At 59.8% G+C, this 22,424-nt stretch carries 23 protein-coding genes and 1 pseudogene; 11 read left to right on the plus strand and 13 right to left on the minus strand.

What is annotated here, in order from left to right:
* Positions 1-70: 70 nt before the first annotated feature.
* The 3 genes from Thiowin_RS11130 to Thiowin_RS11140 all read left to right on the plus strand — a co-directional run bounded on the left by Thiowin_RS11130 (position 71) and on the right by Thiowin_RS11140 (position 4,359).
* Positions 71-2,653: a DUF2169 domain-containing protein gene (locus Thiowin_RS11130; RefSeq protein WP_328987802.1), complete on the plus strand. Its 2,583-nt coding sequence runs from the start codon at positions 71-73 to the stop codon at positions 2,651-2,653.
* Positions 2,640-3,644 (plus strand): pentapeptide repeat-containing protein, encoded by a 1,005-nt coding sequence (locus tag Thiowin_RS11135; protein ID WP_328987803.1) that lies wholly within the window; start codon positions 2,640-2,642, stop codon positions 3,642-3,644. The genes Thiowin_RS11130 and Thiowin_RS11135 overlap by 14 nt, the downstream gene beginning before the upstream one ends.
* Before the next feature lie 61 nt (positions 3,645-3,705).
* Positions 3,706-4,359 carry a DUF3540 domain-containing protein gene (locus Thiowin_RS11140; RefSeq protein WP_328987804.1) on the plus strand — a complete coding sequence of 218 codons (654 nt, stop codon included), beginning with the start codon at positions 3,706-3,708 and terminating at the stop codon, positions 4,357-4,359.
* Between the two features lie 313 nt (positions 4,360-4,672).
* Here the strand turns inward: Thiowin_RS11140 and Thiowin_RS11145 are convergent, their stop codons facing one another.
* A complete protein-coding gene (locus Thiowin_RS11145) occupies positions 4,673-5,650 on the minus strand; it encodes an RpnC/YadD family protein (RefSeq protein ID WP_328987805.1) in 978 nt (325 codons plus the stop codon).
* A gap of 194 nt (positions 5,651-5,844) precedes the next feature.
* On the opposite strand from Thiowin_RS11145, the gene Thiowin_RS11150 reads away from it, so the two are divergent.
* Entirely contained in the window at positions 5,845-5,973 is a 129-nt protein-coding gene (locus tag Thiowin_RS11150) for a hypothetical protein (protein ID WP_328987806.1), read from the plus strand.
* 39 nt (positions 5,974-6,012) lie between these two features.
* Here the strand turns inward: Thiowin_RS11150 and Thiowin_RS11155 are convergent, their stop codons facing one another.
* The 8 genes and pseudogenes from Thiowin_RS11155 to Thiowin_RS11180 form a co-directional block, all read right to left on the minus strand.
* Entirely contained in the window at positions 6,013-6,213 is a 201-nt protein-coding gene (locus Thiowin_RS11155) for a hypothetical protein (RefSeq protein ID WP_328987807.1), read from the minus strand.
* The gene (locus Thiowin_RS25285; protein WP_408034190.1) at positions 6,210-6,524 is read right to left on the minus strand and encodes a DUF4258 domain-containing protein; all 315 of its coding nucleotides are present in this window, start codon (positions 6,522-6,524) and stop codon (positions 6,210-6,212) included. Before Thiowin_RS25285 ends, Thiowin_RS11155 begins: the two co-directional genes overlap by 4 nt.
* Before the next feature lie 243 nt (positions 6,525-6,767).
* Positions 6,768-7,842, minus strand: a pseudogene (locus Thiowin_RS11160) (reverse transcriptase domain-containing protein).
* A 122-nt stretch (positions 7,843-7,964) separates the two neighbouring features.
* Positions 7,965-8,132 (minus strand): hypothetical protein, encoded by a 168-nt coding sequence (locus tag Thiowin_RS11165; RefSeq protein ID WP_328985932.1) that lies wholly within the window; start codon positions 8,130-8,132, stop codon positions 7,965-7,967.
* Between the two features lie 682 nt (positions 8,133-8,814).
* Positions 8,815-9,792 carry an RpnC/YadD family protein gene (locus Thiowin_RS11170; RefSeq protein ID WP_328987808.1) on the minus strand — a complete coding sequence of 326 codons (978 nt, stop codon included), beginning with the start codon at positions 9,790-9,792 and terminating at the stop codon, positions 8,815-8,817.
* 363 nt (positions 9,793-10,155) lie between these two features.
* Positions 10,156-10,356: a hypothetical protein gene (locus tag Thiowin_RS11175; protein WP_328987807.1), complete on the minus strand. Its 201-nt coding sequence runs from the start codon at positions 10,354-10,356 to the stop codon at positions 10,156-10,158.
* Positions 10,353-10,604 (minus strand): DUF4258 domain-containing protein, encoded by a 252-nt coding sequence (locus tag Thiowin_RS25290; RefSeq protein ID WP_408034191.1) that lies wholly within the window; start codon positions 10,602-10,604, stop codon positions 10,353-10,355. Before Thiowin_RS25290 ends, Thiowin_RS11175 begins: the two co-directional genes overlap by 4 nt.
* Positions 10,605-10,741: 137 nt before the next feature.
* The gene (locus Thiowin_RS11180; protein WP_328987809.1) at positions 10,742-10,933 is read right to left on the minus strand and encodes a hypothetical protein; all 192 of its coding nucleotides are present in this window, start codon (positions 10,931-10,933) and stop codon (positions 10,742-10,744) included.
* Between the two features lie 580 nt (positions 10,934-11,513).
* Here Thiowin_RS11180 and Thiowin_RS11185 point away from each other — a divergent pair.
* Positions 11,514-12,047, plus strand: a complete 534-nt coding sequence (locus tag Thiowin_RS11185; protein WP_328987810.1) for a Uma2 family endonuclease — start codon at positions 11,514-11,516, stop codon at positions 12,045-12,047.
* Between the two features lie 210 nt (positions 12,048-12,257).
* Here the strand turns inward: Thiowin_RS11185 and Thiowin_RS11190 are convergent, their stop codons facing one another.
* Entirely contained in the window at positions 12,258-12,986 is a 729-nt protein-coding gene (locus Thiowin_RS11190) for a hypothetical protein (RefSeq protein ID WP_328987811.1), read from the minus strand.
* Complete coding sequence (locus tag Thiowin_RS11195; protein WP_328987812.1) at positions 12,983-13,201, minus strand: hypothetical protein; 219 nt, start codon at positions 13,199-13,201, stop codon at positions 12,983-12,985. The genes Thiowin_RS11190 and Thiowin_RS11195 overlap by 4 nt, the downstream gene beginning before the upstream one ends.
* Before the next feature lie 321 nt (positions 13,202-13,522).
* On the opposite strand from Thiowin_RS11195, the gene Thiowin_RS11200 reads away from it, so the two are divergent.
* The 4 genes from Thiowin_RS11200 to Thiowin_RS11220 all read left to right on the plus strand — a co-directional run bounded on the left by Thiowin_RS11200 (position 13,523) and on the right by Thiowin_RS11220 (position 17,399).
* Positions 13,523-14,683, plus strand: coding sequence for an ATP-binding protein (locus Thiowin_RS11200; protein WP_328987813.1), 1,161 nt, complete (start codon positions 13,523-13,525; stop codon positions 14,681-14,683).
* A gap of 855 nt (positions 14,684-15,538) precedes the next feature.
* Complete coding sequence (locus Thiowin_RS11205; protein WP_328987814.1) at positions 15,539-15,862, plus strand: hypothetical protein; 324 nt, start codon at positions 15,539-15,541, stop codon at positions 15,860-15,862.
* A gap of 695 nt (positions 15,863-16,557) precedes the next feature.
* Complete coding sequence (locus Thiowin_RS11215) at positions 16,558-17,061, plus strand: sulfite exporter TauE/SafE family protein (RefSeq protein WP_328987815.1); 504 nt, start codon at positions 16,558-16,560, stop codon at positions 17,059-17,061.
* A complete protein-coding gene (locus Thiowin_RS11220; protein ID WP_328987816.1) occupies positions 16,959-17,399 on the plus strand; it encodes a sulfite exporter TauE/SafE family protein in 441 nt (146 codons plus the stop codon). The genes Thiowin_RS11215 and Thiowin_RS11220 overlap by 103 nt, the downstream gene beginning before the upstream one ends.
* On the opposite strand, the gene Thiowin_RS11225 is transcribed toward Thiowin_RS11220, so the two are convergent.
* Complete coding sequence (locus Thiowin_RS11225; protein WP_328987817.1) at positions 17,362-17,937, minus strand: hypothetical protein; 576 nt, start codon at positions 17,935-17,937, stop codon at positions 17,362-17,364. The two genes, Thiowin_RS11220 and Thiowin_RS11225, sit on opposite strands and share 38 nt — an antisense overlap.
* 186 nt (positions 17,938-18,123) lie before the next feature.
* Positions 18,124-20,181 carry a transglycosylase SLT domain-containing protein gene (locus Thiowin_RS11230; RefSeq protein WP_328987818.1) on the minus strand — a complete coding sequence of 686 codons (2,058 nt, stop codon included), beginning with the start codon at positions 20,179-20,181 and terminating at the stop codon, positions 18,124-18,126.
* Positions 20,182-20,284: 103 nt separating this feature from the next.
* On the opposite strand from Thiowin_RS11230, the gene Thiowin_RS11235 reads away from it, so the two are divergent.
* On the plus strand, positions 20,285-21,142 hold the full coding sequence (locus tag Thiowin_RS11235) for an inositol monophosphatase family protein (RefSeq protein ID WP_328987819.1): 858 nt from the start codon (positions 20,285-20,287) through the stop codon (positions 21,140-21,142).
* Positions 21,143-21,222: 80 nt separating this feature from the next.
* Positions 21,223-21,666, plus strand: a complete 444-nt coding sequence (locus Thiowin_RS11240) for a tetratricopeptide repeat protein (protein WP_328987820.1) — start codon at positions 21,223-21,225, stop codon at positions 21,664-21,666.
* Positions 21,667-22,424: the final 758 nt, after the last annotated feature.

Below are 22,424 nucleotides of genomic sequence, written 5' to 3' on the forward strand. Positions count from 1 at the left end.
GTCTGCCATGCGCCCTGGCAAGTTCAAGACCCGCTTTCTCCCACGTATTCCGCCGTAGCATGAGACGCCCATGAAGGTTATCAAGCCCGACCACCTCTCCCTGCTTCCCACCATTGACGCCATTGCTGGGGAGTCGCGCCTGGTGCTCTCTCTATTCGCTGGCTTTCCGCTCTCCGCCGCGCGCGATGCGCATGGACAACCGGCGCTGATGGAAGAAGCCGACATTTGGCAAGCCCTGGCGACGGCGCTGGGCGAAGGAGATGTCTTCGATGCCGGACGGCCCAAGCCGCGCGCCGAGTTCCTGGTCCAGGGCGCCTGCGTGCCGCCTAAACCTATCGAAATCTGCCCGGTTCGGGTTCGGGTGGGCCAGGTCGTCAAGGAACTCATGGTGTTTGGCGAGCGATTTCGCGAGGGAGCCCTTGGGCTCCCAGGGCAGCCCGAGCCCTTCCAGCGCATTCCGCTCAGTTGGCAGAGCACCTTCGGCGGCGCGAAAATGCCCGCCAATCCCTTTGGCAAGGGACGCGATCTGGACGCATCCGGACGCCGCCCGCTGCCGAATGTCATCCTGGCCGCCGAGCATCCCTTGTCGCCCGGCCGGGATCCAAGTCCAGCCAGCCTGCAAGCGGTGCCGGTCTGGTGGCCTTCACGCAGCAAGCATCTTGGATCTTTCAACGCGCGCTGGCTCGCCGCCGGCGGGCGCGAGTTGCCCATGACGACCAACCCGCTCGTTCACATGAGCGCATCTCCGGATCAGTGGATGGAGGGTTTTCTAACCGGCGATGAGGACTTTGAACTCACCCATCTGCATCCGTCGCGTCCGATAATCTCGGGAACCCTGCCCGGATTGCGCACCAGGGCCTTCGTGGCCAGCCCCGGCAAGCAGCCCGACCAGTTGCGCGAAGTCGAAACGGTCGCTGACACCCTGTGGTTTTTACCCGAGTTGGATATCGGCATCATCTGTTATCGGGGCATCCTGATGATCGAGGACGAAGACGCCGATGATATTGGCTATGTGATCCTTGGGCAGGAGTCCCTCGCCGTCGCACCCTTGCCCGCGGATCACTATTTGGAGCAAGCCCGTGCCGCGCTCTTTCCTCCGGATGAGGAACCCTTTGCATCCCAGGATGCGCGGCAGCCGGATCAGTCGCCCGCGGCGGAACCCGGGGCTTCGCCACCAACCGAGCCTCCAGTGGAGAGTCCGGCGATGGCGGATTTCCACGCGGAAATGGCGCGCATTCAGAGCGAAAGTCGGGAGATGCTGGCCAAGATGGGCTACAACCAGGAGCAGATGGCAGAATTGGTTCAGAAGTACGAGGCGCAAGCCAAGGAGATGGCCAAGAGCCTGCCCGACAAGAGCCTGCCCGACAAGAGCCTGGAGGAAATGCTGGAGGAAGCGCGGATTCAGACCCAAGCCTTCACCGCGAAACAGTGCGTTACCCCGGAAGAGTCGCTCGCGGCCGCGCAACGCCATCAGCCCCAGCCGCCGAGCCTGGAGGAGATCGACGCCATGCTGACCAAGGGACAAATCACCCCCGAGGCAGCCGGTCAGATGCGCGAAGCCCATGCCGCCCTCGCGGGCTTTCTCGCCTTCCTGGCGACCATGGGCGCCGAAAAGCCGATAGCCTCAAGCGCGAACCAAAGCGCGCCGCGAGACGGGAGCACGCGGGAGGGCGATTTGGGCCAGGACGAGACGACCTCGGATCCGGCCGGGCGCGACCTGTCCGGGCGGGACTTCTCTGGCCAAGACTTGAGCGGACGGGATTTTTCTGGCGCCCTGTTGGAGCGGGCTCGCTTTGACGGTGCCAACCTCAGCGGCGCGCTTTTTACCGAGTCGGTGCTGACCGAGGCGGTGTTCACCCGGGCGTGCTGCGCGGGGGCCGTATTTGCCCAGGCGGATGCCTGGAGGGCCAATTTCCAGGAGGCTGACCTTAGCGGGGCCGACCTCGCCGAGGCGGATTTCACCAGCGGCAATTTTGCCGGCGCCAACCTCAGTCAAGCCAAGGGGAGTCGCGCTGGCTTTCATCAAGCACGCATGACCGGCATTCAGGCCAGCCAAAGCCGCTTTCCAGATGCCGACTTCAGCCGGGCGGATCTCACCGACGCCCTGCTGGAGCAGGCCGATCTCAGCAACGCCGACTTCGATCAGGCCGTGCTGCGCGGCGCCAACCTCGCCCAGGCCAGGGCGGTCAATGCGCGTTTCGGCGGCGCTGACCTCAGCGGCAGCGTCCTCGCCCAAGCGCTGTTGCGCGAGTCGCGCGCCGACGCGGAAACCTCCTTCCGCGACGCCGACCTGCGCGATAGCCAGGCCGAGCGCGCCCAATGGAGCGGCGCGGACCTGACCGCAACTAACCTGGAACGCGCCACGCTCACGGGCGCCGACCTGTCCCGAGCCCGGTTAAGCGGGGCCAAGCTTGCCCGCTCTCTGGCCAAGAACGCGGACTTCTCCAAGGCCGTGCTTGACCAGGCCGACATGCGACTGGCTAATCTCATGGAAGCCTCTTTCGCCCTGGCGAGCCTGCGGGAAGCCCGGCTGACCGGCGCGAATTGCTTCGCGGCGGATTTGCGCAAGACAGTTCTCGGCGGGGCGGACCTGGATCAGGCCAACCTCAAACGCACCCTGCTGGATCTGGAGATGCTTGATGCCCTCGCATAACCACGCTGACCTCCTGACCCAGGCCCGGGACACTGGCCAACTCAAAGATATCGATCTGACCGGGGAGGATCTAAGCGGGGCGGATTTCTCCGGGCTGTTTCTCACCGAGGTGAGGCTTGATGGCGCCAATCTCTCCGGCGCAAACCTGCGCGAGACCTGGTTCAAGGATTGCTCGCTCAAGGACGCCTGCCTGATTGGGGCTGAACTCGAGGAGGCGCGCTTTACCTCCTGCATCCTTGATGGCGCCGATTTGAGCGAGGTGAAAGCAGAGAAAGCCGACTTCTCCGGCTCCGCGCTCGACGGCGTGCGCTTCCACCGGGCGGACCTGAGTCGTGCTGAGCTAACCGGCTGCGTCCTAGGGCATGCAGACTTCACCGGGGCGCTTTTATTTCGGGTCGCCCTGGCGGAAACCGACCTGACCGCCGCCGTGTTTCAGCAGACTGATCTGACCCTGGCTTTCGCGCGCCAAGCCAAACTGGCCGGGCAGCGTTTTCCTGGTTGCACCCTCACCCAGGCAATGCTCGACGAGGCTGATTTAAGCGGCGCTGACCTTAGCGGCCTCACTATCGCCCAGGCATTCTTTGCCGGGGCCGACCTCAGGGGCGCGATCCTGGAGAACACCCAGGGGCGCTATGCTCAGTTCGCCGGAACCCGTGCCAGCCAGGCGAGATTCGGCGGAGCCGATCTGGAAAGCGCGGTCTTTCCCGGCGCCGACCTGAGCGCCGCGCAATTCACGGCCAGCCACCTGCGGGGTGCCTTGTTCAGCGACGCCATCTGCATCGGCGTCGACTTTACCGATGCCAACCTGGATTACGCCGACTTCTCTCGCGGCGATCTGAGCGGTGCCCGTTTCAACGGGGCCAAGCTTTATCTGGCCTGTATGCATCGCGTCGACCTCGACCAAGTCCGCCTCGGACAAGGCAAGCTCTCCCACATTCGCCCCGCCGACAAGGATCTCACCGAGGCCGAAATCTGGGTCGCGCCAGCCTGATCCGCCCCTCGACCGTCGCGCGGCAATGACTAAAAAATGCGAAATACCACAGGATAACCCCATGCAACACTGCACCGTCTTGCCCTTCGTTCAACCCCTGCCCGCGTCCGCTCTTGTCTCGGGCGAACAGCCGCCTATCACCCACGGACGGGTGGAAAGCCTGGGTGAAAACCACAGCCTGGTGCGCCTGCAAGATGGGCGCCTGGTGGAAGCACGGCTGGCCTATGGCTGTCTCACCCCGCCGCAGGCTGGTGACATGGTGCTCACCTATGTCGCGAGCCGCAAGCAAGCCTTCGTCCTCGGCGTGCTGGAGTCCGCGCGGACGCAGCGCGCCTTGGAGACCACTGAAGAACTGGTGCTCAAGGCGCCGCGTCTGCGCCTCGAAGGCGGCGCCAATCTCTCCTTGCAGGCACCCGAGCTTGACCTGACTGGAGCGCGCGCGCGGGTCGGCTTTCTGCATCTGGATCTGACCCTCTCCCGCCTGACGGCGCGCATCGCTCAGATGGGAGCTTTTGTCGACAGCATGCGCATCAAGGCGCGCTCGCTGATCCAAGACCTGCATCAGAGTCTGCGTCGCGTGCGCGATATGGATACCACCCACTGCGCCCAGATGCGAATTACCGTGCAAGACGCCTACCGGCTCAAGACAGGGACCGCCAACCTCCAGGCCGAGGGCAAGCTGAGCATGGACGGCAAGCGGGTGGACATTGGCTGAATCCCTGCCTGTCGGGGGGGCATCCCATAGCCGTCAGAACGCTGTCGGCGAGACCACCAGCACCGGGCGGGAACCCTGTTGCTCGTGGCCCGATGCTGGATCAAGTGAATGCAATGGGGGCTTCCTCGTGCCGAGGCTCCGCCTCGGCACTCTCTTTAGCGGCTCTGCCGCTCTTTTTTTGTTTGCAATCGGGCAAGGAGGTGACGCGCCGATTGTGTCTATCAGGGCTATAGTGAGCGTTATTGCGTTCGCGGCGGAGCCGCAACACGGGACACCGAGGCAGAGCCTCGGCGCCAGGTTAATCGCAAAAGTCTCAGTGGAAGATGGTCTCGGGGGTCTCGGCGCTGAGAATGCGGCCCAGCCAGGTGTCGAGTTGCGCAAGTTCGGCTTGTTCAATGCGCTCGCGGTGCGTTTGCACGACCTCCGGGCCGAATTTTTGATCAAGTTGGCGCAGCAATGTCCTGGCTTCGCCCTGCTGCACTCCCTGCTCCATCCCCAGAATCTTCCCCTTCTCAATCCCGGCTTGTTCAACCGTAGTGACATAAGGCATGTGGTATTGCTCCTCTAGTGCATAGAGTTCTTGGCGAAATTCGGCTTCCAGCTTCTCGGGCAGGCGCACCATCCAGTCGATGATGCGGAAGAGCTCTTCAATCAGCACCCGCTCATAGCCGCGCTCATACATCAGGCGCATCAAACGGAATTTCCAGCGTTTCAGGGTTTCGGCATCATCAGTCACCTTGGCGCGAATCTGAGCCATCACCACCAAGGCAAAAACATTATCGCTCGCTTCCAGCTCGGCCCAGCGCTCGGGAGTGGTGTAGTCGAGCAGTTTGACCATGGGGAAGCGAAAGACGATCCCGCAGCCCCAGCGAGCGTGGCGAAATGACTTGGGGCGAAAACTGGGGCTGGTGTCGGTCAGGACCGCCAGGCTGACGACATCGATGTTGTAACGATCACGCAGGCGGGTCTGATACAGAAACATCCGTGCGCTAAAGTCGCTTTCAGCATCGCCTTGAACTTCGACATGGATCAGCACATACAGATCGCTGCCATCTTTAGCGCGCACTCGAACCAGTTTATCCGCATAGCGGCGACCGCGCGGGCTGTTGCCGCCGATCTGCTGGAGTTCTTTGTCAAGAAACTCCGGTGCTACGCGCCAGTCGATCTGGTCATAGATAGCCAGGAACAGTAGCGCGAGAAACTCCGGGAAGAACCGCTCCAGGGCTTCTTTCCAGGGGCTGTCGTAGTCGGGTTTATCGCTGGTGTCAGTGGCTTGGGTGTCGGCTGTCATGGGGTGAGTTTAGCCGATTTGGTGGATAGGGTGGGAGAGGGGGGCTAAGTCCGGAGGAAAGGGGGTTATCCTTGTGCCGAGGCTCCGCCTCGGCACTCTCTTTAGCGGCTCTGCCGCTCTTTTTTTGTTTGCAAACGGGCAAGGAGGTGACGCGCCGATTGTGTCTATCAGGGTTATAGCGTTATTGCGTTAACATGCCGGTGGAAAGCCTGATCCGCGACGCTCGCCAGGATTACTATGCCGCGCTCAATGCCTGCAATCAGTTTTTCCAGCCGAGCCGGTTGAGCGAGAGCGAAACCGGCTCGGCTGGTGCAACTCGTTAGGCAAATTTAACATGATGTGTCTCGGTTTTCTGTTAGCGGTCACGCTGCCTTGTGTTTTGCGATAAGTTGCCTTATCCCCGGAACAAGCTCAGTTGGAACCTCCATCATTGTTTGACCACGCATTTCGAATGCAGCCTCATCTTCGATAAGCGCTTCGTCTTCAGTCTGGGTTTCATAGTGTGCGAGAACTCTAGTCACTCGGTTTGTGTCCCAACCTGGAGGAAAAGTATTTTCTTTCATCTCTGTTTTCTCCGATGCCTGCGCCGAAAGGCAACCAGTGGTTTGCCACTGATCTCATAAGCAGTGATTACGAAGACGCTATTTGGTTCTGGATCAGGAACATAGATGACCCTCAAGAATCTTCCACCTGACGTGCGTCCGAGAGCGACCCGCGACCCATCTTTACCAGGCCTATCATCGGCGGGGCTGTGCAAGATTTCTTCAATTTCGATCTCAGAGACACGATGCTCGTAGATGTGCGGTGCATCCGTCTGAGGATCTATGAAGAAACCTATGTTCATTGACAGCTCGTCATCGTTCTGTGCGCACATAAGGCCGACTTCAGCCGCCGCGAGCGTAGCGAGCGGTCGGACTGGAGGCCATCGTTAGGCGATTGATTCTGCGTTAATTACCTGCCTGGAAAATAATTCCACCCGGAGAGTAAGCCGGGAACTTGTCCGCGTTTAGGTCAAGGTTTGTTTTCTCTGTTTCCGCCTGGTTTCCCGGCGGTGCCACAATATTATGACCATGCGCAGCTTTGTTACCCGGCTCCTCGCAGAACCGGACTTGGAGTGTTACACCATCCGGCTCCCAGTCTGAGTCATCCACCAAGGGACGGGGTAAAGGTTGTGGCGAATTTCTGCCTTGGGCAGGAGGCGGCGTATGTAGGCCGAGAATTGCTTCCAGTTAAGCGAGCGCTTCTGGCTTCGCCTGTTTAGCCACGTAAACAGCAGCCGTTGGGCAAAGTAGATGTAGCTCGACAGCCCGCGACTGTTACCGCTGACACCATAGTACTGAATGTGTCCTTGCAGATGCCTCGCAAGAAACGCCACCATGGCGTTCCCTCCCTCAGTACGCATCTCCCGCAGGCGGTCGTTGAGGGCCTTGAGCTTCTTGCGCAGGCGCTCGCCGTCGGTTTTGCGACCAACAACGAAGCGCCCCGTCCGACTCCGACCCACATAATGGGTGAAGCCGAGGAAGCTGAAGGTGCGTGGTCCTTGGTATTGCACCCGCGAGCGTCCAAGCCCTCTTGATGTCAACAGGGCACTGCCAAATTGCAGCAGCGCCGTCTTGCTCGGCTCGATCTCCAGATCGAACTCGGCCAAGCGCTTTTGCATTTCGGTGAGAAAGGCGCGGGCGTCGACCTCGTGCGTGAAGCAGGCCACATAGTCATCGGCGTAGCGAATCAGGTAGGCCTTGCCCGCGCACTGCTTTGCAAAACGCTTCTCGAACCAAAGGTCGAGCACGTAGTGCAGGTAGATATTACTCAGTACGGGCGAGACCAATCCGCCTTGCGGCGTCCCTTCGACGCTGGCTGCAAATACGCCATCTTCCATGATGCCGGCTTTCAGAAACCGCTCGATGATCCGTGGAAGGTTCGGATCGCCGATGCGATGTTCTAGAAAGCGCAGCAGGTGGGCATGGGAGACGTGGTCGAAGAAGCCTTTGATGTCAGCTTCAACCACCCCGCAACGTCCGTTCGTTGGTGATGACCTCCGCGACCCGACGAAGCGCATCATGCGCACTGCGCCCAGGGCGAAAGCCATAGGAGCAGTCCAGAAACTCCGGCTCCCAGATGGCCTGCAAGATTTGGCTGAGGCGATCCTGCACCAGACGGTCCTCAAAACTCGGAACACCCAGCGGACGCATGCGTCCGTCCCCTTTCGGGATGTAGGTTCGCCGCACCGGTTGCGGCCGATAGCCCAGTCGGCGTATCCGTGCCGACAAGTCCTCCAAGCGAGCCAATAGGCCCTTGGCATAGTCCTCCTTTCTTACCCCATCAACTCCGGGCGCCCTGTGCCCAATCGGGGCGTCCGTCTTGGCGTCCGAAGCTCATCAAGCAACCCCTCGGGATCAAACAACAACCCCATCAGGGAGGTGAACCGCGTGCGCAGTTCCTCGCGCGCCTTCAGTGTGAAACGTTTCAGTTTGGTTGTCACGCTCTTAGTCCTCTCAGCGTAGGGACGTGTGTCACTGTCACGTTATCTCAGACCGCCACCCCTTATGCTCGACCCGCATTACCGGGCGTCATCGCTCTTACGAGTGGCTCCGACTTCCGTGCACCACCGCCGGCGTCCTCGCTTTTTACACTTGTTCGCCGGTGCCCGCCTCCAGCGGACCGATGCACGGATCTCCCTGGTTACCACGTGCTCTCAATATAAGGCTCGACACGGCCTCGGACCCCGGGGAGTATCCATGCCACTGACCAGTGACGCGACATGCATTGTTGCCTGCCGGGGGGCCAAACCCGTCGGCACTCTCCAATTCAATTTTCGGGGCTCTACACCTTCAGGGTCGGCTTCACCCGTTACCTTTGCACCTCGCCTGTTTTCACGCCTACGCATCGTCGCGTCAGTTACCCTTCGCGCCGCAAGGCTTGATACTGGGCTCGCGGCTCACGATTACCCAGGCGGGACTCTAACCCGCTAGAACACGCGGCCTTGCCAGGCCGAACTGGCCCATTTGATTTTAGGCGATATTAAACGTGGTCTGTCCCGGTTTTTTTTCGTGCAGCCACCAGATCGCCAATGGTGCATACTCAAGGGTAAATTCTATTCACAAAATGAATGAAAACGTGGTCTGCCCGGGGTTTCAACGGGTTTTCACAAAATAGCAAAAGCCTCATTGAAAGATGGTCTCGGGGCTGTCAGCGCGGAGGATACGTTTGGACCATTGCAGGAGTTCTTCAGGGGCGGCAGTGGAGATGCGCTCGCGGTGGGCGTCGAGTGAATCTGCACCAAATTTCTCTTGCAGCTGGGCCATTAAGATGTTGGCCTCGCCCTGCTGCACACCCAGCTCCATCCCCAGAATCTTCCCCTTCTCAATCCCGGCTTGTTCAAACGTGGTGACATAAGGCATGTGGTATTGCTCCTCGTAGGCATAGAGTTCTTGGCGTAATTCCGCCTCCAGCGCTGCGGGCAGGCGGATCATCCAGTCGATGAGGCGTAACACCTCTTCAATCAGCGCACGCTCGTGGCCGCGATCATACATCAAACGCATCAAGCGGAATTTCCAGCGTTTCAGTGTCTCGGCATCATCGGTGACCTTGGCCCGAATCTGAGCCATCACCACCAGGGCGAAGACATTGTCGCTCGCTTCCAGCTCAGCCCAGCGCTCAGGTTCAGCGTAGTCGAGCAGTTTGACCATGGGGAAGCGAAAGACGATCCCGCAGCCCCAGCGAGCGTGGCGAAATGACTTGGGGCGAAAACTGGGGCTGGTGTCGGTCAGGACCGCCAGGCTGACGACATCGATGTTGTAACGATCACGCAGGCGGGTCTGATACAGAAACATCCGTGCGCTAAAGTCGCTTTCAGCATCGCCTTGAACTTCGACATGGATCAGCACATACAGATCGCTGCCATCTTTAGCGCGCACTCGAACCAGTTTATCCGCATAGCGGCGACCGCGCGGGCTGTTGCCGCCGATCTGCTGGAGTTCTTTGTCAAGAAACTCCGGCGCCACGCTCCAGTCGATCTGGGCATGGATGGCCGGGAACAGTAGCGCGAGAAACTCCGGGAAGAACCGCTCCAGGGCTTCTTTCCAGGGGCTGTCGTAGTCGGGTTTATCGCTGGTGTCAGTGGCTTGGGTGTCGGCTGTCATGGGGTGAGTTTAGCCGATTTGGTGGATAGGGTGGGAGAGGGGGGCTAAGTCCGGAGGAAAGGGGGTTATCCTTGTGCCGAGGCTCCGCCTCGGCACTCTCTTTAGCGGCTCTGCCGCTCTTTTTTTGTTTGCAAACGGGCAAGGAGGTGACGCGCCGATTGTGTCTATCAGGGCTATAGCGTTATTGCGTTAACATGCCGGTGGGAAGCCTGATCCGCGACGCTCGCCAGGATTACTATGCCGCGCTCAATGCCTGCAATCAGTTTTTCCAGCCGAGCCGGTTGAGCGAGAGCGAAACCGGCTTCGGCTGGTGCAACTCGTTAGGCAAATTTAACATGATGTGTCTCGGTTTTCTGTTAGCGGTCACGCTGCCTTGTGTTTTGCGATAAGTTGCCTTATCCCCGGAACAAGCTCAGTTGGAACCTCCATCATTGTTTGACCACGCATTTCGAATGCAGCCTCATCTTCGATAAGCGCTTCGTCTTCAGTCTGGGTTTCATAGTGTGCGAGAACTCTAGTCACTCGGTTTGTGTCCCAACCTGGAGGAAAAGTATTTTCTTTCATCTCTGTTTTCTCCGATGCCTGCGCCGAAAGGCAACCAGTGGTTTGCCACTGATCTCATAAGCAGTGATTACGAAGACGCTAATTGTTTCTGGATCAGGAACATAGATGACCCTCAAGAATCTTCCACCTGACGTGCGTCCGAGAGCGACCCGCGACCCATCTTTACCAGGCCTATCTTCGGCGGGGCTGTGCAAGATTTCTTCAATTTCGATCTCTAGAGACACGATGCTCGTAGATGTGCGGTGCATCCGTCTGAGGATCTATGAAGAAACCTATGTTAATTGACAGTTCGTCATCGTTCTGTGCGCACATAAGGCCGACTTCAGCCGCCGCGAGCGTAGCGAGCGGTCGGACTGGAGGCCATCGTTAGGCAATTGATTCTGCGTTAATTACCTGCCTGGAAAATAATTCCACCCTGGCTTATTTGATTTTGCCATAAGAGCAGGAATTGGCGCAGCGAGATCTGACCCGTGGTTTCAAATTTCTTGATGGTCGGCGCCGGCACGGTGCTGCGCGCCGCGAGCGCCTGGCGCGAGAGTTTCAGCGTCTTGCGTTGCGTCTTGATCCAAGCGGACAAGGCAAGCTGCACATCCACAGTCGAGTACAAGGAAAGTTGGCCCATGCTTGGAAAGGATATAGAGGTATCTTAAACAACGAAATAATCATGCAATTGGATATCATGATATCTATAATATCCTACCGATCCACTGCGGGATATTCGCCTTGGCAGGCGCTAGGAATGAAGCGTCTTGCCATGACCGGCACTCAGGCGGCGATGGGTAGCACCTTAGCGCAGAAGGCTCGCGGGCGTTTTCTGCTATCCGGTCAAGCTCGTCGAGACATCTGGTGTGGGTCATCGTGCTCAATCGGATCGAATCACGCCTGCGCAATGCTCCTGGGAACTCTTTGCCAGCGAGCAGAATCGGATGCGCCAGGGACTTGCGCACTATCGCGCACGCCAGCACGATAGGCACCAGGACGATGGCGACAAACTTTTTGAGCGTCTTCTCCTGATATTTCAACGCGAGGTGCCCGAGATGGCCTAAACCCTAAAAAGACTTCGTGCGCGAGACCGATGAGATGGTGTTTTCCAAAGAGCTTGTCGCGTCGAATTCTGCTTGCACTCACGCTGGGAGAAAGAAATCGGGAGCAATACCATGTCCGCAGTTGCTACGCTGGAATACTACACACTTGACGATTATCGCCACTGGAAGGGCGATTGGGAGTTGATTCATGGCGTGCCGCTGGCGATGTCGCCGTCGCCAGGGGTCGAGCATCAGCGTGTCGCGCGGCGGTTTCAGCGTCAATTCGATGAAGCCTTCGATCAGTGCCCGCAGTGCGAAGTATTTTATGATATTGATGTCGAATTTTCGGCTGATACCGTCACCCGCCCGGATGTCCTGGTGGTCTGCAATCCGCTTGATGGCGATCGCATTACGCGGGCGCCGACGCTGATCGCCGAGGTCGTCTCCCCGAACACTGCTCGGCGTGATGAGCAGAGCAAATTTCAACTTTATCGCGACGAAGGTGTGAGTTATTACCTTTTACTGTACCCCAAGCAAGCCAAAGCCAAGGTCTATCGGCTCGTCGATGGCGACTATCGCAAAGTCGGCGACTTTCATCGGGAACGCTGCTCCATTGAGCTGCCCGAGTGCGAAGTGGATGTGGATTTCGCTCGGCTGTGGACATGATTGGACATCATACGCTTGGCCAGGCTTGCATGGTGCCAGTCAATTAAAGGTGCCTGGCTCGAATTGTTTTGCCAGCATGACAGAAACAATCCGACCCTGGTCCCATAAACACGCTCAGGGAATGCCACGGATATCGCTCTCCCCGCAGCATCTCGAATTCAGTTTCCACATTTGTGATGGGCCTATCTGCCTCTATCGATCCAGGCGGTTCTATCCCAGCAGCCCACGACGCTTGAGAAACAAGACAAACCGCTCTCGGCGCTGGTGCACTCGTTCGAGCTGGCGAGGAAAATTTTCTTCGGTAAAGGCTGGGGTGCGGAAGACTTCCGGTTCGGGTAAGGCCAGCACAAGGTCGATTTGCTGCCCAAAATAGACCCGCTTGCCAGCATCGCTGACGGCCAGATCGAAAATACGGTTGGCCATCTTGATGGCCTCTTGCTGTCGATCTTGATCAGCGAGCCGAATCAGATAAGCCCGACAGACGCCAATCGCCGCTCGCAGCTGATCGTAGCCACGCGGCGAACGCTTGCCCGGTAGCAGCATGACATTGGCGAGCCGACTGGCCAGGCAATCAAATGGATGCAGCACCTGCACAAGATGCCCGCCGGTCAGTACAACTGGAACACGTCGGCGCAGAATGTCCGTCTCGTTTAACCCAGCGACCATGCCGAGAAAGTCGGCGACTACGTGGTTATTGTCGTCGAGAATCACTGCGGTGTTGGGGGGCGGATCGCTCGGTTCCGGAATCTGGCAGCGGTAGTGCAGTATCTCGGCCAAGGCTTCAGCCTGCGCCGGATCGCCAAGGAAGTCGATGTCGAGCGTCTCGGTCAGGATGGGCAATCCAAGCAGATGCTCCCAAAGCGCCACGGCTTGTCCGCCGACCAATGTCAGCTCCTCGTCGGCATGTTCAAGCCAGCGCAGCACCTCGTCGATGTTCACAGATCTTCCAGGAATTCGGCATAGGCAGCTTTTGACATCCCGGCGACGCGCGGGCGATAGGGCGCGAAAATGCAGCCAATCGAGATGGAATCGACGATCTTCGCCCTAGCTAATTCCGGAGAACCGTCCTCGGATGAGGCGTTGTCTGGAACGTCATCCATCGGCGCATCAGAACCTTGAGCACCCGTCTCATCGTCGTTGCGAGGGTTTGACATCAGGCAGTTCGAGATCATCATGGAACCGAGTATAAATTATAGGCGCCTCAAATCAAAAAACCCCGAGGCGCGAACCTCGGGGCTGGATGGTAAAAGCCTGGATTCACGCGAAATAGGTTGGATTATCGGGAGTCTTTATTTTTGCAGCTCAAAACAATTCCAAAACAATTCGAGCCTGGCCGTTCGCAGTAACAACAGTCAGTCTACCCATAGATTCCCTGGCCCCATAGATTCCCGAGCGCAGCCGCGGATATGATTGCCTGCGGCCGATTGCGGCTTCTGTAACTTGCAAATCCGGGGCAGTTCTCCGAAAATGCAAGGATGATTCCGCGCCACCTCTCTGCCCGCCTCGCGTCTCTGCTCGGACAATTTCCGGCCGTCGCCCTGCTCGGACCGCGCCAGGTTGGTAAAACCACCCTGGCCCGCCGTTTGATGCCGGATTCCGAGATGCATTATCTCGATCTCGAGAATCCCCAGGATCTCGCCAAACTTGCCGATGCCCCCGCTTACCTGGCCAGCATTCAGGGCAAGCTGGTCGTCATCGATGAGATCCAGCGGGCGCCGGGTCTGTTCCAAGTCCTGCGCGGTCTGATCGACGAACGAGCACTGCGCGGAGCCGGAGTAGGCCAATTCCTGCTACTTGGATCGGCCTCGATTGATCTGCTGCGCCAGTCCAGCGAATCCTTGGCGGGACGCATTGCCTACTGCGAGCTCACACCCTTTCACGCGCTTGAGATCGGCGCTCCTGATTGTGATCGACTGTGGCTGCGCGGTGGTTTCCCGCGCAGTTTTTTGGCGTCGGACGAAGCGGTGAGCAATGAATGGCGGGCGCAGTTTATCGCCACCTATCTGGAACGGGATATTCCCCAGCTCGGCCCGCGGATTCCGGCAACGACATTACGACGCTTCTGGACCATGCTCGCGCATGCTCAGGGCGGGTTAAGCAATCTCTCGCAATTGGCGGGCAGTCTGGGGATCGATGGCAAAACGGCCGCGACCTATCTGGACCTGATGGAAGACCTGCTGCTGGTTCGGCGGCTAATGCCCTATCACGTGAATATCGGCAAGCGACTGGTTAAATCGCCAAAACTTTATGTCCGTGATTCCGGTTTGGTGCATAGCCTGCTGCGCATCGTCGATCTTGAAGACTTGCTCGCCCATCCGGTGGCGGGCATGAGCTGGGAGGGTTGCGTGATCGAGACCATTCTGGCCGCCACTCCCGCGCATACCCAGGCGTTTTTTTATCGCACCGCGGCGGGCGCGGAGATCGACTTGCTACTCGAGTTACCTGGGCAGCACCGCTGGGCGATTGAAATCAAACGCAGCTCGGCACCCAAGGTCACGCGCGGGTTTCGTCAGGCGATTGAAGATGTCGCGGCCGAGCAAGCCTTTGTCGTCTATCCGGGGTCGGAGAGTTACCCTCTGGGAAATGGCCTGCAAGCGGTGAATGCGCGCGACCTGGCGATGCGGCTGACCGGCTGATGTCCTGATCGGCGCGCCAGTGGTCGCGGGACAATGGCTGCCAGCACCGCATCTTGGCGCTTGAATGGCGTTAAGCCATGAGTTTTGGACCGGGTGACGGTCGCGGGGAACGCCGTGAATACATCCCTGTGGGCTTCATGGCGGCATCGCCCGATCAGATCCCGGGGTGCCAAGACTCCCCGCGCCCGTCACCCGACCCGACCCAAAACCGAGAGTTCGGTTGTTTCGGCGAGTTATCGGGTGGCTGGTGTTGGTCTCCGCTGGGTAGCGGATGGCACGGCGGTGAGTCTGGCCCATGGGGCACCAGCGGCTTGAATACGCGCATGGACTTCGGTGCCGCACAAAAAAGCCCCCGAGGAACGAAGCCCGGGGGCTGTATATTGAAAGCCTGAAACTAAGCGAAACGAGCTAGGTTAGCGGGAGTCTTGCACTGGTGGCTCGAAAAACAATTCGAGCCAGGCACCTTTAATTCAACTCTACGACCAGTTGACCGATCCGAAATACACCGACACCGGCGCCATTTTCGACATCATGGCCTACACGGTGATTCAGAAAGGACTTGAGCTTGCACAGGCTGCATAGGCGAAGCAGGATGTCTCATGCGCGAGGCATCGAACATCAGGCCAAGAATTAAAGGGAATTAAAGGCGCCGGGTTGAATTAAATGTGTCTGGCTCGAATTGTTTTCCCTGGCTCGAATTGTTTTGCCAGCATGACAGAAACTATCCGACCCTGGCCCCATAAACACCACCAAGTGTGGAGTCAAGTCTACAATGGCATGACAGCCTGAGCGAAATAGCCATTGCTGTCTATTGATACAAGAACGTTAAACCTGCTAAGTCAAAGGAGAATCCTGATGCGTGTCACCGCAACACTGTTTTGTCTGTTCGCGCTGGCCGCCGGCAATCCATCCTGCGCTACCGCCGCGGAACAGAGAGGGAAGAACGACATGCTTTTGGAACCGACTCGTGATGGGTATAGGCTTTGCGTTAACACGCGATATAAGTTCAATGATCGGGTGGCGTTCGATTCCGAATTCAATGGCACGGGAAGCGGTGTGATTGTCACCCTTGACATTGCTCTTGATGGCGGAATCTCATACACCATCGAGCTGCCCGACAAGACATGGCAACCGGGAATTCTCGAGGGAGAAATGACGCTGCTGGAATCCGCGCCTTAATCATCTCGCGTGTAGCGCCCTTATCCTGAGCGCCGGCCGCTGCAGTACACCCCTACTGGAGCCTTGTCGGGCAGAAGCTGATGTGGTCGTTATGCAAGTTCCATTAAAAGTGTACATTTTACAGTTTAAGTGTGCAAAATTCCGTTTTTGCCCCCCTGACAAGAAGGACAAATACGCCCGCTCCCTGGCGCGTGCGAGCCAGCAAGTTTGAAGGACTTGGGGCTGACGGATGGGGCGTGGGTTTCCCAAGGCGAGCCTGGCTTCCTGATGCCACATCGCTCACTGCCTCGCCTGACAAAGGATGGCCAGACTGTGCCTTTCGTGGTGACATCGTTACACCTCAAAGTTGCGATTTCACTGCATTTTCAGTCGTAACGAAGAAAGCTTTTATGCGCGGATGTTGCTTGATCCATTAAAAAAACAACTCTGCGTATCAGCGATTACAGATATAGCTCTGTGATCGTGAATGCGGACAAAGCAAATGTGTTTGTTAAGAACACCAGTTCTTTATTCGTTGCTGGATCCATGAACTTAATGCGGCGAAGATGCCGCGGATAACGCAAAGCCGTGGCGACACCTGTTAACGTGGCCCTTTGGTCGCATCTTAATCTGGTTGTCTTCTGAGCCGCGTCAGCGACAAGACTGAAAAGTTTGTTAAGTTTACGACGTAATCGATTGTTGAAGGAGTCCGTGCCATGCCGCTGCTGGAGATTCCTGGCGCTCAACTCGCTTATATGATCGCCTATTTGGTGGTTGGCGCCGCCGCTGGCCTGATGGCTGGGCTGCTCGGCGTGGGTGGCGGGGCCATCATGGTGCCGGCGCTGATCTTTTTGTTCGCGCACTTTCAGACCGCGAGCGATTGGATTCCCCATCAGGCGGTGGCGACATCGCTAGCTACTGTTATTGGCACCGGGCTGGTCGCGACCCTGGCGCACCAGCGCCGCGACGGGGTGCGTTGGGATCTGTTCGCGCGCCTGGCACCGGGCATTGTGCTTGGAGCCTGGCTGGGTGCCATGGTCGCGGCGGCCATTCCGGCATTCTGGCATTCTGGCTGCAGCGGTTGTTTGGCGCCTTTTTGCTTTACACCGGGATTGGGATGTGGCGGGCGGCCCCCGAGCCGCGCGCGGCGATGGGCCAGACGCGCTCCGGTTGGCTGCTGCCAGCGACCGGCACGGGCATCGGTGCGGTCTCGGCGGTGATCGGCATTGGCGGCGGGTCGATGACAGTGCCCTTTTTGGCGCGCCTGGGGTTGTCCATGCGCCAGGCCGTGGGCACCTCGAGTGCCTGCGGCGTGCCCATCGCCCTCTTTGGCGCCATCGGCTTTGTCTGGTCGGGGCTTGGTCGGGACGGGCTGCCCGCGCACAGCCTGGGCTTTGTCTACTACCCGGCGGTACTGGTGTTGTTGCTCGGCAGTGTGCCGCTGGCGCCGGTTGGCGCGGCCATGGCGCATCGGTTGCCGACCCGCCTGCCGCGGCGCATTTTCGGAACCCTGTTGATCCTTATTTCAGCGCGTCTGTTGCTGGGCCAGGCTGGCTGAAAGAGTCATTCGGCAGGTCTTTTTCCAACCACAGGCGGCGGTACAGATAGACCTTTCCCGCCGCGTCGCGCAGTGCCAGACGGCCGGATTGCAGTGCGAACTCATAGGGACGGGCGCTGTCGGTGTTCGGATCATAGAGCGCGATGCGCTGGCCGCGCTCCTGGATCAGGCCGTCGATAAAGCCGGCATTGAGCTGATAGAGCCGGAAGCGCGACCCGCGCACGATCAGCAATCCGCCGTCGCGCCCCTCCCAAATGCCGTCGAGACTGGTTGGCTGAAGGGCGCCCAAGGCCCGCCCGAACTGTTGCAGCGGCCCTGGCAGGCCAAACTCGCGCACCGGATCGCCAAAGCCCGCGGCCCAACCGACGCCGCGCGGGTTCATCATGTCTGGCATGGCATCATCGAGCCCTTGGCCGGGCTGGCTGTCCGATGGGCTCCAGGAGTCACCAAAGCCAAAGGCCTCCATCATGCGCGTCATGGCCTCCGCCATGCGTTCGGTGCCGCCGCGCCCGTCCTCGGCCATGGCGGGGGGTGCCATGAATGCAGCCACAATCAGGGGCAGCATTGGAGCCAGCTTGCGGCCTCTCGGCGCGCTGCTTGGGCGCGCCCGCGTGGGGCGGAAGGAGTTTGAATTGGCAGGGTGGGCAAGTCTGGCGGTGATGTTCAGCATGGGAGGTGTCTGTTATTCCTAATTGCACAGGTCGAGGCACGCCCGCGCGCTGACTCAGCGCGGCCCCACCGGCGCAAGCAGGTCGCTCAGCATCGGTAGTGGATGCCCCAGACGATGATCGTACAGCACCCGATAGGTCAGCACCCGATCCACATAAGCACGGGTTTCGTGATACGGAATGGTCGCGATCCATACATCCGCTGCTATTGGCTGCTGTGATGGCGACTGAGGCAACCAGCGCCGCACCGCCGTGGGGCCGGCATTGTAAGCAGCCGTGGCCAGGGCGTCATGCCCGCCAAAGTGCTTATCGAGATGGGCAAGATAGGCACTGCCCAAGCGAATGTTGAGCGCCGGATCGATTAAATCCTCCGTCGCCGGCGGCGCCAGCTCCAGCCGCCGGGCGACCTCGCGCGCGGTGCTCGGCAATAGCTGCATCAGCCCGATGGCATTGGCCGGGGAAATGGCATCCGGGCTGAAAATGCTCTCCTGGCGGATGATTGCCAGCAGCCAAGACTCCGGCACCCCGGTGGCCCTGGCGGCCCCGCTGACGTGGTCGGTATGGAGCAGCGGAAAACGCAACTCAAGGTCATCCCAATAGCCGCTTTTGGCGAGGATCAGAATGGCCTGAATCCGAAAGCCCAGGGCTTGGGCCAGGGCGGCGGCTTCACGCAGGGCGATGGCCTGTGCCTCGCCCTGATGGGCACGCTCAAGCGCGCGGCTGTATTCGCGCCACTCGCGGCGAATCTCGACATCACGCTCAAGCGCGGCAAGCTCGCGCAGACGCGCGGCGCGCGGCGAGTCGAGGAGTTCTTGGAGTCGTTGCGGAGAGATCGGGATGGCTTTGTGGTCGATTTTTTTTGGGATGCCGAGCCGCTCGGCGGCCAGAAAACCCCACAGGCTGCGATCATCGGCGGCGCGGCGATAGGCGGCGATGGCTTGGGAGAGTGGATCGGGCGACCCAGTGTCCTGTGTCTGCTCCAGCGCGCGCCCCAGCCAGTATTGCCACGGGGCGCGGCGGCGCTCTTTATCGGGCAGGGCAGAGATCCAAGCCGGCAAGAGCTGCCAGGCACCGAGTTTAAGCCCGGCGCGCAGGCGCTGCTCTTGCAGGGTCAGACTGCCGGCACCGGGCGGCAGGCGGTCGAGCTCGGCGAGGGCGCGCGCGGATTCACCGCCCTGGGCCAGTGCCAGACCAGCGGCGGCATGGACCAGTCCGGCCCGCGCGGGTGGCAGGTCGCTGAAGCGCCCGGCGAGCAGATCAAGGGCGCTGTCTGGCTGGCGTGTCGCGAAATCCGCCAGGGCAGCGGCGATGACGCGCGCCCGGCGCGGATGTTCTCCAGCAGGCGGCGTCGGAAAGCGGCTGGTCTTGGCCCCGGCGGCCAACCGAAAGTCAAGCCAGGGTTGTTCGGCCGTGGGCAGATACCTGCCCTGAAAGCGCGCGATGCTGTTATTGCCGCGCGCCAGTGCCAGCTCGATGCGCCGCCAGACCAGGTCTGGATTGAAGCTCTCGGATTGCGCCCAGGTCGCGAACAGCGGATCGCAGACATCGGGCAGGGAGCCGCCAGTCAGGTAGAGGTCGGCCAGGCCGTCAAAGGCGGCAGCGGCATCCCCGGTGTTAAGCAATGCGCGCCGATAGAGGCATTCGCGCGTTTCCGAGCCGTTGTCGACATAGAGACGCGCATACTCGGTCCAGCGTTTTTCGCGCGCCAGCCGTCCCAACCATAGCCGGCGCAGGCGCTCGCCGGGCGCGGTGCCGGCCTGAGCGGCAATCAGCGCCTCGACCTCGCTGGTCTGTGCCTGATCCAAGCCGCGCACCAGGGCCGCGATGGCCAGGTCGGGCGCGAGCGGGTAGTCCTTCAAAGAGGCACTAAGCCGAGCAAAGCGCGCCATGTCACCCTGTGCGAGCGCCCATTCCGCCTGCTGGAAGCGATCACGCGCGGCGGGTAAATCCGCCTCGCCCGGGGAGGTCGCGCCGACGCCGAGCGGAAAGAGGGTGCCGCTGAAGCTGAACAGAGCAACAAGAATGAGTTTGCGATAGCGCATGAGATGTCCTGCGAGCCGGGCTCGCGTTGGGCGTTCGGGGATGCTGGCGCGCTGGCACGCGGTCGCGATCACGGGATTTTCCGCTCGAGTATTTGGATCGACGCGCTTCGGGGCCCATCTTGCAACTGAGTCATACACCTTGGATGAAAAAAATTTTCAGGAGCCACCTGCAATCATGTCACCGGAACCCAGTCAATCAGATCCCTCGCTGAAGTCGCTCGCTGCCTTGATGCGCGAGCTGGCCGGGGCTGAAATCCTCCCAGCCTTCGGTCGTGTCCAGGCTCGGTCAAAGGCCGATGGCAGCCTGCTGACCGAGGTGGATCTGGCGGTGCAGGAGCGTCTCATTAATGCGCTCGAGAGGCTGACGCCGGGCATTCCGGTGCTTGGCGAGGAAATGACCCAGAGCGCGCAGCAGCGGTTGCTCTCCGGGGCCTCGCCGCGGGATCCTGCCGCAGGCGAGGCGGGCGCGTTCTGGGCGCTGGACCCGCTCGATGGGACCAGCAATTTTGCCTGCGGTTTCCCGGCTTTCGCCATTTCCCTGGCATTGTTCCGCAATGGCCGGGTCGAGCTTGGCATCATCCATGATCCCGTGCGGGATGAATGCTTCAGCGCGCGCCTGGGGCAGGGCGCCTGGCTGAATGGCACCCCCCTTAACAGCGCTCAGAACTGCGAGCGGCTGGCGGACGCCATGGCGCTGATGGATTTTAAACGCATCCCACCAGGGCGGCTTTCGGGCCTCCTGCGCAAAGGGGCTTTTCGCTCCCAGCGCAATCTCGGCTCGGTGGCGCTCGACTGGTGCTGGCTCGCGGCTGGCCGCGCCCAGGTTTACCTCCATGGCGGACAGCGGCTGTGGGACTACGCCGCCGGGCGTCTGATCGCGGCCGAGGCCGGAGTGGTGACGCGCCTGTTGCCGCCGGGTCTGGCCGAATCGACCGAGCAACTCACGCTCGAGCCGCGCCTGGCCCTGGCGGCGGCCCATCAGGCGCTGTTTGACCAGTGGTGGGAGCATGTTGGCCTGCCCTGGCAGGACTGATGGCGGCGCGGCTGCATTCCGCATTGGCGTGCAAGGCGCGCTCAAGGATCTATTCACACATGAAAAACCAGGAGATCCCGATGACAGACACCCTGACCGATCAGGACATGGAACTCAGCAGCGGCATTGCTGCTTTCGAGAGCAAGCAATTCTCCCGTGCCGTGGGGCTGCTCTCGCCCCTGGCCGAGGCCGGCCACCCCGATGCGCAGTATCGCATGGCGATCATGGCGCAAAACGGGCTCGGCATGATGCCCAATCCGCTGCAGGCCTTCAGCTACATGAAAGCCGCCGCCAAGGCCGGCCTCGGCGTGGCTCAGCACGGCCTGGGCTTCATGTACATGGAAGGCGAATGCACCGACAAAAACCCCGGACGCGCGGTGGAGTGGTTCACCAAGGCCGCCGAGCAAGGCTTGGCCGGCTCCCAGACCACGCTCGCGATGATGTATGAGGAGGGGCGCGGCGTCGAGAAGAACCCGGAGGAAGCCCGCAAGTGGTATCACTTGGCGGGCTTTGACGAGAAATAGCCCGAAGCGCGACCGGGCGTCCGCCGGCGCATCCGCGGACGCTCTTTGACCTTCACTCCTTGCCTTGGCCCATCGCGGCTATCCTGGTGTCGCCTTCGGTATCACTGATGAGCGATTCAGCCGGCTGATCTTCCTCTCCCGCCCCGCTTCCAGCGCCGGCCTCCGCGTGCGCATCTTCTCCGAACTTCTTGGTGCTCCACTGGGCTCCCACTGGGCTCCCACTGGGCTCCCACTGGGACCCTCTGGGCTTGGTGCTCGCCTGCCTTCGCAGCCGCTTTGGCGAGCAAAAATCCGCGGCGCAATTGCGGCTAGACCGGGTCAGTGGTTTTAGTTGGAGTCTAAGCGACCCTAAATCCTTTCCCTGTTTTGGTATCTATCATCAATCATAGCCTATTGTTTTTATTGCGCAGTAGCGGTGCGAAGCCAAGCTTAAATTGTGTTGCCCTATTTTAAGTTAACTAATCTTTTCTATGAGCTTTTGTTGATTAACTAGGGTTGCCATTACAGTTGCTAAAATCGCTTTGACGGTTTTGGTTGAATGGGTCAATCAAGGTCAAAAAAACTGTACAGAAGGGTTGACATATTTTTCTGTCAGCCTAAACTGACACCCATGGATCGAGCAGACTTAATGGATTAAAACCACCCAGTCTCACCGACAGGTTATCGCTGACCGGCTATTGCCTCCGGTATCTCTGGGTCAAGCGCTTATCGCGGAGTTTGCGCCGCGATGAATCCCGCCGTTAACAAGCGGCTTATTA

The organism is Thiorhodovibrio winogradskyi (assembly GCF_036208045.1).
Taxonomy (GTDB): domain Bacteria; phylum Pseudomonadota; class Gammaproteobacteria; order Chromatiales; family Chromatiaceae; genus Thiorhodovibrio; species Thiorhodovibrio winogradskyi.

What these genes read in the sequence shown, in the direction of transcription:
- Thiowin_RS11225 (WP_328987817.1), bottom strand. Translation starts at nt 17,937, where the DNA reads ATGGCACCCCCCGCCATGGCCGAGGACGGGCGCGGCGGCACCGAACGC.
- Thiowin_RS11155 (WP_328987807.1), bottom strand. Translation starts at nt 6,213, where the DNA reads ATGAAAGAAAATACTTTTCCTCCAGGTTGGGACACAAACCGAGTGACT.
- Thiowin_RS11240 (WP_328987820.1), top strand. Translation starts at nt 21,223, where the DNA reads ATGACAGACACCCTGACCGATCAGGACATGGAACTCAGCAGCGGCATT.
- Thiowin_RS11205 (WP_328987814.1), top strand. Translation starts at nt 15,539, where the DNA reads ATGCGTGTCACCGCAACACTGTTTTGTCTGTTCGCGCTGGCCGCCGGC.
- Thiowin_RS11135 (WP_328987803.1), top strand. Translation starts at nt 2,640, where the DNA reads ATGCCCTCGCATAACCACGCTGACCTCCTGACCCAGGCCCGGGACACT.
- Thiowin_RS11220 (WP_328987816.1), top strand. Translation starts at nt 16,959, where the DNA reads ATGTGGCGGGCGGCCCCCGAGCCGCGCGCGGCGATGGGCCAGACGCGC.
- Thiowin_RS25290 (WP_408034191.1), bottom strand. Translation starts at nt 10,604, where the DNA reads ATGCACCGCACATCTACGAGCATCGTGTCTCTAGAGATCGAAATTGAA.
- Thiowin_RS11185 (WP_328987810.1), top strand. Translation starts at nt 11,514, where the DNA reads ATGTCCGCAGTTGCTACGCTGGAATACTACACACTTGACGATTATCGC.
- Thiowin_RS11195 (WP_328987812.1), bottom strand. Translation starts at nt 13,201, where the DNA reads ATGTCAAACCCTCGCAACGACGATGAGACGGGTGCTCAAGGTTCTGAT.
- Thiowin_RS11170 (WP_328987808.1), bottom strand. Translation starts at nt 9,792, where the DNA reads ATGACAGCCGACACCCAAGCCACTGACACCAGCGATAAACCCGACTAC.
- Thiowin_RS11130 (WP_328987802.1), top strand. Translation starts at nt 71, where the DNA reads ATGAAGGTTATCAAGCCCGACCACCTCTCCCTGCTTCCCACCATTGAC.
- Thiowin_RS11145 (WP_328987805.1), bottom strand. Translation starts at nt 5,650, where the DNA reads ATGACAGCCGACACCCAAGCCACTGACACCAGCGATAAACCCGACTAC.
- Thiowin_RS11200 (WP_328987813.1), top strand. Translation starts at nt 13,523, where the DNA reads ATGATTCCGCGCCACCTCTCTGCCCGCCTCGCGTCTCTGCTCGGACAA.
- Thiowin_RS25285 (WP_408034190.1), bottom strand. Translation starts at nt 6,524, where the DNA reads ATGTGCGCACAGAACGATGACGAGCTGTCAATGAACATAGGTTTCTTC.
- Thiowin_RS11150 (WP_328987806.1), top strand. Translation starts at nt 5,845, where the DNA reads ATGCCGGTGGAAAGCCTGATCCGCGACGCTCGCCAGGATTACTATGCC.
- Thiowin_RS11175 (WP_328987807.1), bottom strand. Translation starts at nt 10,356, where the DNA reads ATGAAAGAAAATACTTTTCCTCCAGGTTGGGACACAAACCGAGTGACT.
- Thiowin_RS11215 (WP_328987815.1), top strand. Translation starts at nt 16,558, where the DNA reads ATGCCGCTGCTGGAGATTCCTGGCGCTCAACTCGCTTATATGATCGCC.
- Thiowin_RS11235 (WP_328987819.1), top strand. Translation starts at nt 20,285, where the DNA reads ATGTCACCGGAACCCAGTCAATCAGATCCCTCGCTGAAGTCGCTCGCT.
- Thiowin_RS11140 (WP_328987804.1), top strand. Translation starts at nt 3,706, where the DNA reads ATGCAACACTGCACCGTCTTGCCCTTCGTTCAACCCCTGCCCGCGTCC.